General features: G+C 59.2%; 13 protein-coding genes and 1 pseudogene. 6 read left to right on the top strand and 8 right to left on the bottom strand.

Features of this window, described 5'->3' with window-relative positions:
• The first annotated feature begins 173 nt into the window (after positions 1-173).
• Positions 174-557 carry a hypothetical protein gene (locus AC0L3B_RS17505; RefSeq protein WP_368507768.1) on the top strand — a complete coding sequence of 128 codons (384 nt, stop codon included), beginning with the start codon at positions 174-176 and terminating at the stop codon, positions 555-557.
• Here AC0L3B_RS17505 and AC0L3B_RS17500 read toward each other — a convergent pair whose 3' ends face one another.
• Entirely contained in the window at positions 558-1,271 is a 714-nt protein-coding gene (locus AC0L3B_RS17500; RefSeq protein ID WP_473380793.1) for a PRC-barrel domain-containing protein, read from the bottom strand.
• Positions 1,272-1,642: 371 nt separating this feature from the next.
• On the opposite strand from AC0L3B_RS17500, the gene AC0L3B_RS17495 reads away from it, so the two are divergent.
• On the top strand, positions 1,643-2,443 hold the full coding sequence (locus AC0L3B_RS17495) for a Crp/Fnr family transcriptional regulator (RefSeq protein ID WP_368507766.1): 801 nt from the start codon (positions 1,643-1,645) through the stop codon (positions 2,441-2,443).
• Between the two features lie 130 nt (positions 2,444-2,573).
• Here the strand turns inward: AC0L3B_RS17495 and AC0L3B_RS17490 are convergent, their stop codons facing one another.
• Positions 2,574-3,737, bottom strand: a complete 1,164-nt coding sequence (locus AC0L3B_RS17490) for a diacylglycerol/lipid kinase family protein (RefSeq protein ID WP_473380792.1) — start codon at positions 3,735-3,737, stop codon at positions 2,574-2,576.
• A 372-nt stretch (positions 3,738-4,109) separates the two neighbouring features.
• Here AC0L3B_RS17490 and AC0L3B_RS17485 point away from each other — a divergent pair.
• Positions 4,110-4,244, top strand: a pseudogene (locus AC0L3B_RS17485) (DUF1622 domain-containing protein); the annotation flags it as partial.
• A 1,161-nt stretch (positions 4,245-5,405) separates the two neighbouring features.
• On the opposite strand, the gene AC0L3B_RS17480 reads toward AC0L3B_RS17485, so the two are convergent.
• From AC0L3B_RS17480 to AC0L3B_RS17465, 4 genes are all read right to left on the bottom strand, one after another.
• Positions 5,406-7,475, bottom strand: a complete 2,070-nt coding sequence (locus tag AC0L3B_RS17480) for an outer membrane protein assembly factor BamB family protein (protein WP_456653510.1) — start codon at positions 7,473-7,475, stop codon at positions 5,406-5,408.
• The gene (locus AC0L3B_RS17475) at positions 7,472-7,792 is read right to left on the bottom strand and encodes a hypothetical protein (protein ID WP_204512645.1); all 321 of its coding nucleotides are present in this window, start codon (positions 7,790-7,792) and stop codon (positions 7,472-7,474) included. The genes AC0L3B_RS17480 and AC0L3B_RS17475 overlap by 4 nt, the downstream gene beginning before the upstream one ends.
• Positions 7,793-7,926: 134 nt before the next feature.
• A complete protein-coding gene (locus AC0L3B_RS17470; RefSeq protein ID WP_473380791.1) occupies positions 7,927-9,666 on the bottom strand; it encodes a molybdopterin-dependent oxidoreductase in 1,740 nt (579 codons plus the stop codon).
• A gap of 1,019 nt (positions 9,667-10,685) precedes the next feature.
• Complete coding sequence (locus AC0L3B_RS17465) at positions 10,686-10,859, bottom strand: DUF1328 domain-containing protein (protein WP_368507759.1); 174 nt, start codon at positions 10,857-10,859, stop codon at positions 10,686-10,688.
• A 473-nt stretch (positions 10,860-11,332) separates the two neighbouring features.
• On the opposite strand from AC0L3B_RS17465, the gene AC0L3B_RS17460 reads away from it, so the two are divergent.
• The 3 genes from AC0L3B_RS17460 to AC0L3B_RS17450 all read left to right on the top strand — a co-directional run bounded on the left by AC0L3B_RS17460 (position 11,333) and on the right by AC0L3B_RS17450 (position 14,015).
• Complete coding sequence (locus AC0L3B_RS17460; protein ID WP_473380790.1) at positions 11,333-11,770, top strand: BA14K family protein; 438 nt, start codon at positions 11,333-11,335, stop codon at positions 11,768-11,770.
• A 74-nt stretch (positions 11,771-11,844) separates the two neighbouring features.
• A complete protein-coding gene (locus AC0L3B_RS17455) occupies positions 11,845-12,603 on the top strand; it encodes a PRC-barrel domain-containing protein (protein ID WP_456653508.1) in 759 nt (252 codons plus the stop codon).
• 83 nt (positions 12,604-12,686) lie between these two features.
• Positions 12,687-14,015 (top strand): DUF2254 domain-containing protein, encoded by a 1,329-nt coding sequence (locus AC0L3B_RS17450; protein ID WP_473380789.1) that lies wholly within the window; start codon positions 12,687-12,689, stop codon positions 14,013-14,015.
• 11 nt (positions 14,016-14,026) lie between these two features.
• Here the strand turns inward: AC0L3B_RS17450 and AC0L3B_RS17445 are convergent, their stop codons facing one another.
• Positions 14,027-14,248, bottom strand: coding sequence for a YhjD/YihY/BrkB family envelope integrity protein (locus tag AC0L3B_RS17445; RefSeq protein ID WP_368507755.1), 222 nt, complete (start codon positions 14,246-14,248; stop codon positions 14,027-14,029).
• On the bottom strand, positions 14,202-14,933 hold the full coding sequence (locus tag AC0L3B_RS17440) for a YihY/virulence factor BrkB family protein (protein ID WP_473380788.1): 732 nt from the start codon (positions 14,931-14,933) through the stop codon (positions 14,202-14,204). Before AC0L3B_RS17440 ends, AC0L3B_RS17445 begins: the two co-directional genes overlap by 47 nt.
• Positions 14,934-15,441: the final 508 nt, after the last annotated feature.

Raw genomic sequence — 15,441 nt, 5'->3', positions numbered from 1 at the left:
CCGTCCGCGACGTTCGCGCCCGAGGACCTGGACGCCTTCCTGGTCCGCCTGCTCGATGGCGCCATGCCCGTCGCGGCCGCCGGGCCCACCCAGGCTGTCCCGAGCGCCGCAGGCTGGCCTGCTGCGGCTCGGTCGACGTCACGCGGGCGGTCCTCGACAGCCGCCCGACGCGGATGGCCGGGTTCGCCTGCCAGCGCAACTACATGGCCCTTCTTTTGGACCTGGAGGAGGTCCGCCCTCGTCCGCGGCGCCGACATCGGCGGCTCACCACCGAGGGGTGGGCAGACAGGCTGCTCGTCGCCGACAAGGTCACCCGCAAGCTGATCGCAGGCGGTCACCTGCGCGCCGTCACCGTGATCAACCCCGTGAACCGCTGCCCGGTCACGATCGTCCCGACGGAGGATATCGAGCGGTTCAACGCCGAATTCGTCACCTGTTCGCGCTCGCTCGCCAGCAAGGCCGGCATCACATGGCGTCAAGAAGGAGCTCGAGGCCGCCGGCGTGAAGCCAGCGATGGATCCGGAGGAGACCGGGGCAACAATCTACCGCCGCCGTGATCACGAGTTCTGAAACTCCTTCATGTCGAGGCGCAGACCGGCTTTGTTTGCTTGATCTGCCGTGACGTAAGGCAGGCCGTAATAGCTTAGTTTCGGGCTCCACTGCCCCGTCTGGCCCGGGTACGGGAAGGCATAGGTGCCTCCACCGGCAGACGCTTCCCGAGATATTACGATTGCCGCAAGCTTTCCGGCCCTATCGAATACTAAATCGGAGACATAGCCGTAACCCTGGCCTGCCTGCAAACGCGCGTAGTCTCCAATTATTTTCGAGATCGAGAACTCGTGCGACTCTTCTTGCGCCTGACCGGGATCAAAAAAGAGCCCATATTCTCGGGACCTCAAGTCGGAGAAGTCCGCCACGATAGCGCCTTCATGAACCGGCCGTAGTACCCGCTTGAACGGAATTCGAGAGATGAACTCCGGTTCGTCCTTGGTTCTAAATCCCTCAACGACCAAAGAAACGATCTGCCCGTCGTCTGCAACAATCACGTTTCGGACGCTCCCCAAATATTCACCTTTCAGCGAAAACACCGCACTCCCGAGCAACCGGGAGGCACGGTAGCCGCTATAAACCGTGTTTGCGAACTGCTGGGATTGGGCCGGCTGTTCCACCCCAACCGGCTTCGCCGTCTCGGCTCGTCCGATACCGGAAAGAGCTGAGTTTGCAATTGCACCAAGAAGAAGTGCGAGGGCGATCCTGCTCTTACCACGCATTCCAATACTCCTGCGACCTGAGATGCGACCGTTGCTCCTTACTCACAATCGCTTGCGGCGCTTCTAGTTCTACGCATCACCCAACAGATGGTCCGCTGCCGTGCCAAGCACAGGGAGCCCGCGTCCAACTATGAGCCCTCCCTGGAAAGCGCAGATGCGCCCACGAGCCAGCGAAGCGTTCAGCATGCTTTCGCTCACGATCCGTTTCGTTCCCGGTGCTTGAGCGCCTCGGGTAGACGAAGTCGCAAAGCCTGTGGATCAGGTCCTGCTGATTGTCAGGTTTCTCCTGACCCACCTTCACTTCAGCCTGACTGTGACACGGAGAGCACCCTCCCCACATCTGGACAAATGGTTTTCGCACGGAGGCGATCATGTTGAGGGAAGAACTCGAAAGCGGGCTTGCGCCGTCAAGTCAGACGCGATCGCTCAAACCGGCACAGGAAGCGCCGCCTGCCCGCCGATCAAGCAACGATCTGATCCGTCGGCTATCATCTTCATCACGCAGCCTGCTGGTTGAACGTTGCAGCGAGGTACGCCTGACCCCGAGACAAATGTTGCAAGAGCGGAATCTCCCGCTAAAGTATGCCTACTTCCTCGAAGACGGCGCAGCCTCCTTGACCGCCAGGGCCGGAGATTGCCTTCCAGTTGAAATCCAGACCATCGGAGCCAAGGACTTCATCGGCATTCCTTTGATCCTTGGAATGCGTGTCTCCTCTCACCGGTGCATCGTTCAGGTTCCGGGCAGAGCGCTGCAAATAGAAGCTGATGCACTGATTGAACTGGTGAGGACACGCACCGAAATCGAAAAATTGCTGTTGCGCTATGTTCAGGCTACTCTGATCCAAAGCTCGCAACTTGCAGCGTGCAACTCACGACACAGCTTGCAACAGCGGCTGGCTCGGTGGCTGTTGGTTGCACAGGACAAGTTAGCCTCTGACGAAATCCCGCTCACGCATCGATGCATGGCGCAGGCACTCGGAGTACGGCGCGCTGGCATCACAGCAACCATGGGCGAAATGGAAGGGCGAGGCATCGTCATGCAACGCCGTGCTCACATCGAGGTTTTGGATAAGGCGCGCCTGAAGGAGATGTCCTGCAACTGCTATCGTGTGATCTTGTCTGCCCATGAGAACTCCCTCAGTGCGACCGATACGCGAGAGATTTGTTCGTAATTGCAAGCTGGTCACACTGCGGCGGCCGGCACTCCAGAGCGAATCTGTCTCCGGTGCCTTGACCGAAGCAGCCAAGCCGTCAGTGTGGATGCCTGTCACCTCAAAGCAGTTCTCTGAACTGTGTTCGAAGTCACGAGTTCAGCTGAGCCATGGGTACATCGATCGTCACATTTAGCCCGCTATTCCCCCAACTGCGTGTCAGGGATCCCCTCAAGGCAATGATGCTTTTCGCTGCGAGATGAGATCCGAAACCGCTGGTCTTTGGTTCACCCGTAAGCAGCGGGCCGCCACTCTCTTTCCACGTCAGGCGAACGCGATCACCTTCCTGCCAAATGACGTCGAGCCTTCCCCCGGGCCGCGCGCGAACGACAGGTTCGCCCTTTTCCTCGGTAGCTACGGGGGTCTGCGTAATGACCTCACCATCCACCGAGACATGCTGGCTCGGGTCCGTATCGATCAAGAATTCCGGAGCCTTTAGGCAAACAGTATTCGCCGCACCAAAGGGGGCGCCAAACGCCCGCCGGCCCCATTCCTTGGCCATTGTCCACTTGGATGGTCCTGTCAGGATCTGCACCATGATGGTCCCGTCGTCCGGCTTCGCTTCGCGGGCGACCAGGACACCGCCCTGGTAGCCTCCACTCGCAATACGGACGTCCAGCGCTTCGAACACGTGCTCCACCCCGCTGGCGGTAACAACGCAGAGGAACGGCTTAAATCGCAAGAACTTGCCTGCGGCGACAAGGGCGTAGGCAGCGCGACCAAAATATTTCTTCAGAACGTGAGGTGTGGCACGGCCGACGATCGAGGGCATTCCGATCGAGGATCCATTGACGAAACGGCTCTCGTTGATTGTGCCAAGATCGACATCAGCGACCTTGCCGTCGACCAGGACATCGATGGCGCCTTGAAGATCGAGCGGTATCCCCAAGGCCCGAGCAAAGCTGTTGGCTGTTCCCAGCGGCAGAAGCCCCAAAACTACGCCCCTGTCGCGAAAATGGCGCGCAACCGAACTAACAGTTCCGTCCCCGCCACCCACAATGATGAGCTTTTGTCCTTTGGCGATTTCGTCACGGACGATGTCCGGCAGCTTCTCGGCATTCCGAACCGGATAAACTCCATCAAGTACGATCCCTGCTTGCAAAAGCTGTTCCTTGGCTTCCGACCAGTTGGCTGCACCTCGCCGCGAACGCGTATTCACGATGAGAACTGCTCGGCGGATTCCTTTGATCTCGCGCTCGATAGCCTCTTTTTCGGCGCGACGATCGGATACTTGCCGGTCATTACGAGTGATCATTTTCGCATTTTACCTTCGGGCTGACCTTCTGCTGATGGTGCGTCGGTGTGAGACGCCTGTTCGTCCCTTGGTGACCCATCCCTCGCTGAGTGACCGGCGCATTTGGGTGCGAGCCGGCCGTGCGATTTGCGTGTAACGAATGAAAGCCGAAGGAGGTCCGCTCCTGTCTGATTGCGGACCTTCTCTCGTCAGGCCCGGATCGGGACCGTGCGATGGACATGAAGAAGAGGATTTCGCACAGCCATCGGGGCCTGAAGCAGGACAGGGCCCGTGTGGCGGGGCTAAGAATGTTGCGGGTGTACTTCCGATCATCGTCGGGCTGCTGATCGCAACGGGCCGGTACTTGTTCGCCCTCCGGAGCAGCCAGATGGGTACCGACTCTTCCGCCAAGACACCGGTCGGCCGGTCCTACTTGGCTTGGAGGTTCTCGTTGCCGCTGACATCATAGAACAGTCGCAGTCACTGCGACGCCAACGAGTGTGGCCGTACTCGCTGGCGTTGTGCTGATTAGAACCTTCTGAGCTTCAGTTTGGAGGTCGCACCTGAAGGCCCCTTTCCGTGGTAGGAAAGGACCGAGAGGGGCGCGCGCCAAGCACCAGCGGTGCCCTCCGCCGCCGGGAGGGCCAACATAGCCGCGTCGTGATCGAAGATCAGTTGGTCGGATAGGCCGGACGCGAGGCGTGGCACTTTCTGGCAGCAACTCGAACTCGATTCGTCGCCGCACAAGCGGTCAGCTGCGGCGCCAACCTGCACTATACGGCGGAGCCGCTAATACCCTACGGTCGCGACTAACACATCAGTTCTAGGTTCTAACCCAAAGCAAGGAAACGAGAATACCAAGGCTCATGAACACCGAAAATCCGATAAGCCACCATGCACTACCGAGGCCAAACCTCCGTTGTCGCTCCGCGCCAGGCCAAGCCCTCACCTCTTGCGCAGCAGCTAGGCGAACCTGACCTGCACTATCCGGCGATCCGCCTGCTTCGTCGTCTGTCCCGAGCGGAGCCGCCGCAGGATCCGGGGCGTCGACCTTCTCCCGGCTCCTCCCCTGATCAATCGCGATACGCAACTGGTCGGTGTTCTCAATAGGGACATTCGCGTCGAGCACAGAAGGGCGTGGTGGTGACGCAGCGGATGCATGGTTACTATGAACACTCGAAGCCATCAATGGGCCTTCCTTCGCCGCATGAATCTCACGTTTCTCTGGCTCACCGGATGCCCGACAATCTCTGTTCAACTCTGGTGCGTCATTCGAGCCAGCGTCTACTCGGGCTTGAGCGACTCTTCGGACTGGATCACTGGTTCTTTGGCTTTACAGTTCGCTTCCGGAAACGGGGGACCTAGCTGATCCGCTTCTTGCCGGCGGCGCTCGACTTGCCTGCTCACTTTCTCGTTAAGCCTGGCGATCCTATCTGCTCGCGTCATCTGCTTCGCCCTTTCTGTTGCGGGTTGTTTGATTCGTCGCCATTTCAAAGAACTCGCCAACGCTGTCGTTTCACGGCAACCCGCCTTCGCTCTCTCCTCCCAAAACGCCTCCCGTCGGGAAAGGTTCGAGTGACGGAGTAGCGGGTTCGATACGGTCTTGTGCCTTCCGCTTATGGGCACGGCCTCCAAAGCAGCATCGCGTTGATCTCGGTTGCCGCAGCCCGCCGCCTTAGCTCCTGTTTTTCAGCCCGGCAAAGCGAAAGAGACCACCTGATCACTCACCTTCGGCAAAAGGATCGAATTGCCGCCCACCACAAATGTTACGTATTCTTTCCCGTTGTAGTTATAGATGGCCGGCATGGCGACAGCCGGCGCATCGACCAGGTTACTCCACAATTCCGTACCCGATTTCAGGTCCAAAGCGCGCACCCGCGAATCCATCGATGCGCCTATGAAGATCAGGCCTGATTGGGTAATCGCGGGTGCTCCGATCGTCACCGAGCCCCAGGATTTCGGCATGTAGAACCCGTATTTCTGCACTTGCCCAAAAGGCTCATTCCACAGACGCTTACCCGATTTCAGATCATAAGCTGCGATCATGCCATAAGGCGGATTCCAGCACGGCATACCGGCCCAGTTGAGGAAGGTCTCCAGTTTGAAGCCGTATGGAGACCCCTCCTGAGCGTAGTAGCCTGAGCTTTCGCCATTTTGCGCCTGTTGCTTGAAATCTTCGCGCTTGATCAGCCGATAGATCTGCACGACGCTGCTGGAGTTCACGACGAACACGCCCGTGCGCGGATCGATGGCGCCGCCGCCCCATTCGGTCCCGCCCGTTGTCGGAGGATATGTGATCGTGCCCTGCAGACTGGGAGGCGTAAAGCGACCGTCGTAACGCAGCTTCTTGGCTTCCCGGCTGCAACTGCCGAAGCCGATCCAGTCGGCGAGCGGAAACACGCCCGGCCATTTGTCGGGTATCGTGGGAGCTGGCGTCGCCACATACGGCTGTGTTGGCGAAGCCTCTTCGCCCGGGACGTCAGATTTCGGCGCCGGTCGTTCTTCGATAGGATAGATCGGCTCCCCGGTCTCGCGATTGAGGACGAACAGGAAGCCTTGCTTTGTCGTCTGCACTAGCGCAGGGACCTTCTTTCCGTCCTTCTCCAGGTCGACCAAGGTGGGCGCTGCGTTGGTATCGAGGTCCCAAATGTCGTGGTGCACGAGCTGCCGGCTCCAGACCATCTTGCCTGTCTCCGCATCGAGTGCCGTTACGGAGGTTGCCAGCGGGATCTTCTCCTTCCGATCCCCTCCGTAGAAGTTGGGGCTCGGGGAGCTCACCGGGATGTAAAGGAGTCCCCTTTCGGCGTCGATCGAGATTGATGCCCAGACGTTTGAGGTCCCACTGTGCTGAGCAATGGTGGGGTCAAGCGCGTGAAAGGTCCATTTCAATTTTCCGGTGCGGGCGTCGAGCGCAAATACGGTACCCGGGGGAGCCTGCTCGTCAGCCCAGTCCTTGCCTGCCCAGCCGAGATAGAGTGTGTCATGATAAACGGTCGGCGGCTGCAGAAGCGATAGCGGCCATTTCGCATTCACGGTGTTCCACTGGTTGACATCGACCATGCCATGCTGACCGAAATCGCTGCAAGACTTGCCGGTGTCGGCGTCGACGGCGTAGAGCTTGGCGTCCATCGTGCCGATGTAGACAATCTTCTGGCACTCCATTCCACCTTGCACATTCTCGGCCTGCCAGTAGGCTACGCCGCGGTTCTTCAGGTCCGGCTGCGTCAGCGCTTTGAGCACCGCGTGGGGGTCGAACTTCCATTTCTCTTTTCCGGTACCCGGATCGAGCGCTACGATCCGGTAGAACGGAGTGCCGACATACAGGGTTTTGTTGACAAACAGCGGCGTCGCGGACCAAACGCTCATTGGCTTCTCGCCAGTACCGTCAGAGACGTCGCCCGTGTGGTATTCCCAGGCCTTCCGTAAGCCCTTGACGTTCTCGGGCGTGATCTGGTCGGCCGTCGAAAACTTCTGTGCGTTGAGGTCACCGTTGAATGTCCCCCACGTATTCCGCGCGTTCATCCACTTGTCAGGTCCCTTGCGTGAGGGCTGTACCTGAGCAGTCGCCTCGGAGGAGCCTTCCTCTCCACTCGGCAGTCGGTTGGCAGAGCCATTTGTTGCAACTCCATCCTGGCCGACAGACAATGGTTCGCCTGCAGTCTGCGCCGGGCCCTTTGATTGTCCGAATGCGAGGGAGGGGGCCGCAAGGAGCAGGAGGCACGCTGCCAAAGAGAACGAAATTCCGTGGGTTGTACTCATCTGTTGCTCCTTGAAGAGGCGAGTAAAAAATTATTCTGGCTCGGATTTGAGAGAATGTAGACAATCCATCCGACGAGCCCGAGTGCCATGGATCCGACGAGGATTGGCGTCTCCAGGAAGTAGGCGGCAAATGCGGTGCCGAGGAGATCGAACAAGACGAGGACGGCAAGAACGACCCTTAGCCATTTGCGTTTGTGTTGATAAAGCGCGAGGAACAGAGACGCCGCGGCGAGAAGGAGGGTGGTGACCAGCACGAGATAGGCTCCGCCGGAATGGGCGATTCCATTGCCCTGATCAAAAGTGGCGATCCCTGCCACGATGCAGCCAGCTAGAGAACTAGAGAGCAGCACCCAAAGCCCATAACTCGTGGGCCGAGCCGATGTTCTAACCATTCGTTTCCTCACGTTTCTCTTCTGTGGTCGCAGCCGGCCGAGGACGGAAGCGTCCGGTTTCAAATCGGCATTCGGTAGCCGTAGAATTCATGATCCTCGTTGTAACCGTCCTGTCCGGCGCCGAGATCGCTAAACTCGCGTACGAACTCTATGGCTTCGATCCATTTGACCATCTTGAAGCCCAGTTCGTTCTCACACCGGAGCCGCAGCGGCGCGCCGTGCAGCACACTGAGCGCATGACCGTTCATTTCGTAGGCCAGGATTGTCAGGCGGTGACGCATGTTGAACATCTCGTGGACGTCGTAGTAGCGGCCTCCGTCAGAGCCGTCCGCGAGCGAGTAGAAGACGGCGTAGCGAGCCTCTGGAAAGGGCTTCACCGCATCAAGGATATCGCTCATGCGCACGCCGCCCCACTCGGCCACGCCCGACCATCCTTGGATGCAGAAATGGGTGGTGATCTGTTTCTGCTTCGGCATCCGCTTGAGATCGGCCAGCGAGAATTCCCGGCTAGTCTCCACTAGCCCGCCGACCCGCAAGCGATAGTCGCGAAACTTGCCTTTGAGCAGACGTTCGTATTCGGCGGAGTTGGGCATAGTGCCGTTCGGCCAGAAATGCGGCGATATGTCAGATTTGCGCAACTCCGCGGTCGGTGCCCACCACTCCGCGACGGCCTTTATCCAGCCGACCATTAGACGCCCTGTCTTTTGCACCAGACGGGCGTGCTTGACCGTGAACGGCGAAGCGGCCCACCAAGCCAAGCCCACCAAAATGAGCGCCAGCAGGAACAGCGGAAATCCGACCCAGTGCTGGCTCTTCACCCCAGCGAACATGTGGTTGGTATTTTCCCGCAACCCAGTGATAAAAACCATTATCCCGTGCGCGAGGATGAAGAAGACAAACCAGGTGAATGAGATAAAATGTATCGAGCGGGCGACCTGCCGGTTGAGCACGGTCCCGAGCAAGCCTAGACGGTTGGAAATCGCAGGAGCCTGCAGGAGTCCTGTCGCAATGGAAACCGGCGCCGCTATGAAGACCGTCACGAAGTAGCTGAGCTGCTGCAGACCATTATAGCGGGTCCAGCTGGATTCCGTCGGAAAGTTCAGGGAGGCGTACTGGATGGCGGTCGAGAGGGCGTTCGGGAAGACGTCCCACGTCAGGGGCACAAGTCTCAGCCACTGATCCGTGGAGAACAGCATGACGTAGAAGACGAGGCCGTTCAGCACCCAAAGAAGATCAACAGAGAAGTGCCACCACCTGGCGAGGCCAATGGTGTGGCGCAGCCCGGGAATGCCGAGCCAGCCCGGAAGGCTCACCGCATCGTCCTTTGCGGTCCAGATACGATCCTTGGGTACGGGGTGCTGAAACCGGAACCACTCTGTGCCTGGCGTACAATCCCTGTTCCAATACAGGCGAGGATGATCGGCCAGTATCTGGATGCCCGCCCTCATGATCAACATCATGAAGAGCATGTTCAAGAAATGCTGGAGCTGGAGCCACCATGGAAAACCAGTATCGACGGAGGGTGCGTTTTGCGCGATTCCTGGATACCGTCTGATGAAGTCTTGGACGGTTGAGAGCTCTCGAAGATTTTGCGCCAAGGCTATCAGGAGGACTAATGCTGCAGCGCCGAGTGGGATGACCCACAAAACGTTGAACCATCGATTCCCGAGCCGGATGTGCGGAACGATGCCCTCACGGGGTGGCGTCCATTTCGAAAGCACGATCCGATCATCCGCCGAGCTCAACGTGTCGTTGATTGCTCCATCCCGCGCATGTTTGATTTCGACAGAGTCGTGCATTCTGCCTCTCGTCGCTCTGACGGCCCGCTCTGCGGATCTCGAACGCGAAGTGTTCTAGGGAGCTGCGTGCGTGGGAGCTCGCACCACAGTTTCGCGGCAGCGACAACAGCGGTACCTAACAACATGAACGCAGGATCTTGCGTTCCGACTTATCGCTGTGCATTGTGCGGTAACGGACCAACCAAAGACTGCCGCCGGGGTTCAGCTCAGAACCCTTCTCTCTGGCTATCGTCTTAGCTCCTGCCGCCGCGCTTTGGCCTCTCTGGACCCGCACAGGCTGCTCGGCCCCCTTTGCTGCGTCTTCAAGCATGGCGATTTAACCACAGTGCGGTCGTGCCCGTTTAGAGTGGGTCGCTGCGCGAGGGCTAGTAACAGGCACTCGATCGCATACGCCAACGCTCATCAGTCGGGTACCACAACAACAGCTTCACTCGGCTATCCGGGCGTAGATTTTCTTTGCGATCACCTTCAGGGCGCGCCTCTTTTGCTCCTCCGACAACGCCGCATTGTTTTTGATTAATGGACAGAACAAGCCGATCATGAAGTTTGTCAGCGCAGCGTCGGTCGCGTGAGGATAGCGGCTCTTCAGCCCATAAAGGATGGTAGGTATTGCTCGCCCCCCTGCGCGGCAATGAGCTTAGAATAAGATCTGATCTCCGTTTGGGTTTGAGGTAATGCCAAGTCCGAGTGGTTCGGATGAGGTGTGGGGCACTCCAGGGCTTTGGGTCCTTCCGAGCTCGCTAACACAACGGACGCAGCAATAATCCCGGCCGCTATAGTTCCGATTCGCTTACTGGACACGGCATCTTCTCCAACGACTTATGAGCTCTCAACGGAAGCGACCGCGTGCGAGCTTGCCAGAGTTCCGTAGTGACAGACTCCTGAAACGCCACAAATCTCTGGCACGCATCGCTATCGAGCCCCTCGGTTTGAACGTTGATGATTGACGACGAACTGCGGCCGCTGGTTCGCCGAACCTACGGATCGCCTTTGCCCGCCGTGACGCTCCCTAACAAGAGCTAGAGAAGCACCTCACCTGCCACGAAGGCTAGGACCAGGAAAATCAAGAAAATCGCGACGGCCGCGAAAAATAGCCACTTGGCGATCGCGGATGCGCCAGCGGCGATTCCACTGAAGCCCAAGAATCCTGCCACAATTGACACTAGAAAAAATATCAACGCCCACTTAAGCATGCCACGCTCCTACCGGCTTCGTCACAGACAGGTATGCCAATTCCGTGACTGATAGATCGAGGTCGACCGTTCGCAAAGCGCTGTCGGCCTACCCTGCGACAATCGCCATGAATTTTGGGCGTTCCGATCAAAACGCCCTGCCACGGTACAGGGTGGGTGCGCTAACGTACTCCTGACTAGCACTGCATTCGAGCGCTTGCCTGACCCGAGAACTCTGCGCCACAAGGAGACATGCCTTGGCCTCACGTTGGTGCAGGACTGTCACTGGTCATCGCGGTGATCAAGCCGCGGCCGAATAATTCGCGCAAAGTTTGTCCGCTTCCGCAACGGCTGGCGAAGCTCGTTTCGCAGCTGAAGCTCGTTTCGCAAGAGTTGCACTCAGCGCCAGCAGCGACTGCGGCCAGCACTGAGGTACACATCCGTACCGAGTGTCTCTGCAACGGCACCGCCGCTCGCGCATTTCCGTTGATGGAATGCAGCAAGGAGCAGAGCGTATGAAGACTTGTTATCACTCGAATAAATGGTGCGGCGCGGCTGCCGTGCTGGCTCTGGCGGTCCCGATTGGAGCGGCGCAGGCAGCGCCGATGCAGGCAGCGCCGATGCAGGCAGCGCCGATGATAACGGCGAGTGGAGCAGCCAAAAACGACGCCAATCTGGTGAAGGTTCAATGGAGGCATAACCGCCGCCATGGTTGGCATCATTGGCGGGACGGATACCGGCACCGCTATGGTCGGGGCTGGGGCCCAGCCGTAGGCGGCTTTGTGGCAGGTGCGGCGATTGGAAGCGCCCTCGCCAATAGCCGGGCGCAAGCTGCTGAGAACAACACGTATTGTTCCCAGCGGTACAAATCGTACGACCCGAGCTCCGGGACCTACATGGGCTACGACGGCATCAGGCACCCATGTCCCTAGGCCGGAGGTGTCCCGCGGCACCCCGCTGTTCGGCAGGTCAAAAATCCGAAACTTGAGCAAAAGGAGATCTACCTATGAAGGCAACCTCATTCTTGGCTGCGGCATTTCTTGTTGGCGTATCATCCGTTGCGGTGGCGCAAAACGCACCGCGAGCCACCGGTCCTGCGGATCATGGCGCTGTGCAGAACTCGCCTCCCAACCAGTCGGTGGACCATCGCGCCGATGGTGGCAGCACCACCAGCAACAAGGGAACAAACAAGGCCGACGCGATCCAGTCAAACAGTAGCGAGGCGAGCGTTCGGCAGCAGATGGTCAACGACTTGCAGCAGGCCGGTTTCTCCGACGTAAAGGTACGGCCGCAGTCGTTCCTGGTGGAGGCTAGAGATCGGTCAGGAAATCCGGTGACGATGTTCGTTGGCCCCAACACTTTCGCCGAGGTGAAAACGATCGGGGCGAATGCGCAGAAGAACTCCTCAGACGCAAACTCATCCAGCGGCAGCGCCAATGCGACTTCGGATCGCCCCGGCGGGGCCTTCACGTCGGTGCCTCCCAAGGATGGCCTGAGCTCGCAGTTGGTGGGTCTGCAGGTGTACAACAACTCGAAACAGGACATTGGCACGATCAAGGATGTTGCGCTGAATGAAAACGGCATCGACGGCTATATTCTTTCCGTGGGAGGATTCCTGGGCATCGGTGACCACTACGTTGCAGTACGACCTTCGGCGATCAATTTGAAGTTCGATCATGCGGCCAAGAAGTGGACCGCTACGATGGACACGACGGCCGACCAGTTGAAGTCGGCGCCTGAGTTCAAGTACCCAAGCAACGGGTAATAGTGTGAGGTGGAGCGGTTCGGCGGAACCGCTCCACCTTCCGGCTGTTGCTTCCAAGTCGATTCGGTTTGCCGGCTTAAATCATGCTTGCCCGCGCTGAAAAACTGCTGGCTGATCTGGGCGAGACATTCTGGCTGGTCCCGATGCTCGTGGTGCTTTGCAGCCTGAGCGGCGCCTTCGCTCTCGTTCACATCGACCGGAGCAATGTGTCGCTCGCAAATCTGCAGGGTTGGTTGTACGATGGCGGCGCGACGGGCGCGCGTACCCTGCTTGGCACAGTCGCCGGCGCGACGATCGGCGTCGCGGGAACGGTGTTCTCCATTACCATCGCCGCCTTGTCTCTCGCTGCTGGTCAGATGGGGCCGCGGCTCCTGCGCAATTTCGTCCGCGATCGCGGCAATCAAGCCACGCTCGGGATGCTGCTCGGCACATTCTGCTATACCCTCGTGGTGCTGAGAAGCATTCGGACGGAGCCCGAGGGCGGCTTCGTCCCTCATCTATCACTGAGCGTTGGAATTCTGCTCGCTCTGGCTTGTGTGGCGATGCTCGTCTATTTCGTCGGTCACGTTGCCGGCCGGATCAACGTGGAAACTGTCGTCGAACTCGTCAGCGAAGACCTCGGCGGCGCTATGCGCCAGCTAACCGTCAAGGATCCGCAGCCGAAACCTCCTCCGGGCGAGTACTGGATCGGCTCCCTGCCCCTGAAGGACTCGCGGCGCGGTTATCTGCAACATCTTGACGAAGAGGGCCTGGCCACCTGGGCGGCTAAGCATAGAGTTACCATTCGGCTGTTGATCGGCCCCGGCGACTATGTTTTCCCGGGGGCGACCGTCGCTCTGGTTAACCCTCCCGTCGACGGTGCCGAAGCGGCTATCCGGAATGCGACGGCGCTGGGCGCAACAAGCAGCATTGCTTCCGATCTGCGCTTTGCCGTTCGCCAACTTGTCGAAGTCGCGGTGAGGGCTCTTTCCCCCGGCATCAACGATCCGCACACCGCCCTCTCGGTCCTGGATCGACTCGGCGCGGCGCTGTGCGACCTTGTGCCCCTGCATCTGCCATCAGGGGTGTCGATCCGAGGAAGTCAGCCGGTCCTGGTGGTGCCGCATGTGCAATACGATCAATTGCTCGGGACGATGTTCCATATGATCCGGCAAAGCGCAGGCGCGCAACCTGCAGTGTCGATCCGGATGATCGAGGTGATGACCCAGGTCGCAAGCTGCGAGCGCGATCCCGCCCGGCTCTCGGCGCTCTCCAGCCACGCCGACCTCGTCCTTGCGGACGCTCATCGCCTGATTGCCGCTCGCAGCGACAGGGAGGACGTCGAAGGCCGACATCAGCTGTTTACTCTGATGGTCCGGGCAGGTCCGATGGGGCGATTCACCGAAGAGATCTTTGCCTCTGCCGGGTCTTGATACGCCAAAGGCTAACGCTGAGTCAGCCCCCTTCCGATCTGGGCGTTGAGCTCGGCGCCCGCCAGGATGAAGTAAGCTGCGACCCAGAGCCATGTCGTCAACACGGCAACTGCGTCGAGCGATCCGTAGGTCTTTTGATAGGCTGCGACGTGTTCACGTAGGTTGAGAATGCACAAGAACCGGCAATCAATCCGGTCGTAGCGAGGAGCCCGCCGGCCGAAGCAAGGTCCCATGTCGGCTTCGACCTGTTGGGTGAGTAGCGGTAGAGCGAGCGACAATCGCGATGATCATGCACACGAGCAGCGGCCACCGGATCAACATTGCCGTAGCCCTCCACCCGGCTGGAATTGGGAGGTAGCTGAGCAGGAGGGGAATCAACGCAATTAGGATCACGGCGCCGCCTGCGAGGATGATCAACGCCACGGTCAGCGACAGAGCGACGGCATTGAAGACAACAAGCCCACGCTCCTCGGAAACCGCGTAAGTCACGTTCAAGGCGGTCATGAGCGTCCCGGTGGCGTAACGCGCACTCCAGATCGAGATCCCTACACTGACCATCAGCCCGAGGCCGAATGGCGGATGCGTGCCTTGCTCGAGCACTTTCAATCGTTCTGAAATGAGCGCAGTCGCCTCACCTGGCAGGATGATCTGGAGCGCATTGAGCTGTCGCACGATATCGTTGGGGTCGGCAACGAGACCGTAGACTGACACCCGCGCGGCAATGGCGGGGAAAATCGAGAGAAAGGAATAGAAGGCGACGGCGGCAGACAAGATCGAAATGTTGTGATCGTCCAGCTTGGCCCAAACGGCGGCCGCGACGGAGATGAGCCTGCGCACAAGTCCGGGGCCACCGGCGCTTACCACCTCGACGTTGCAATTTGCCTTTCCGTTCAGGTTGATCCCGTAGCCAGCTTTCACGAAAGCACACAAAGCCCCTCAGCTGCTGCTGGCGTTCCACGCCATCGTCGAGAGATGAATGGCCATCTCAACGGGCGCTGAGGGCCGCTCGAGGAAATGAATTTGCCGGGCCAAGAGAGCACCGCCCTCCGAAAGCGTACCCGCAAGTTTGGGAACCACAGCCTCGGACGCACTTTGGATCTGGAGCAACGCATTAAAGTCTCTACCCCGAATGGCCGAGCTTCCTCCGTCCGGATTCTCGTCTCCCCGCTTCCGGCCGACAGCCCGGGGAGGATGCGCCTGACGCTCCGGTTGGACAGGACCCATTTGGGAGTCAACGTCGAGCATCTGAGCCGGTGCGGACGCAGCAGAACGGCTGGGCGCATCGAACCTCCGGCAGGCTGCAGAACCTTGCGAACGCCGCTGCTGCGGCTGCGCTTGCGGTCATTCTGCCAAAAGCTGTACTCCGCGCGGCGTCGCCCCGACCATCCAGGAGCACGTAGGCACCTATCTGGTACCTAGAAGCTCG

The sequence above is a fragment of the Bradyrhizobium sp. Kon56 genome, from assembly GCF_055807635.1.
The sequence above is the reverse complement of the archived record's forward strand: the minus strand, read 5'-3'. Positions and strand labels throughout refer to the sequence as shown.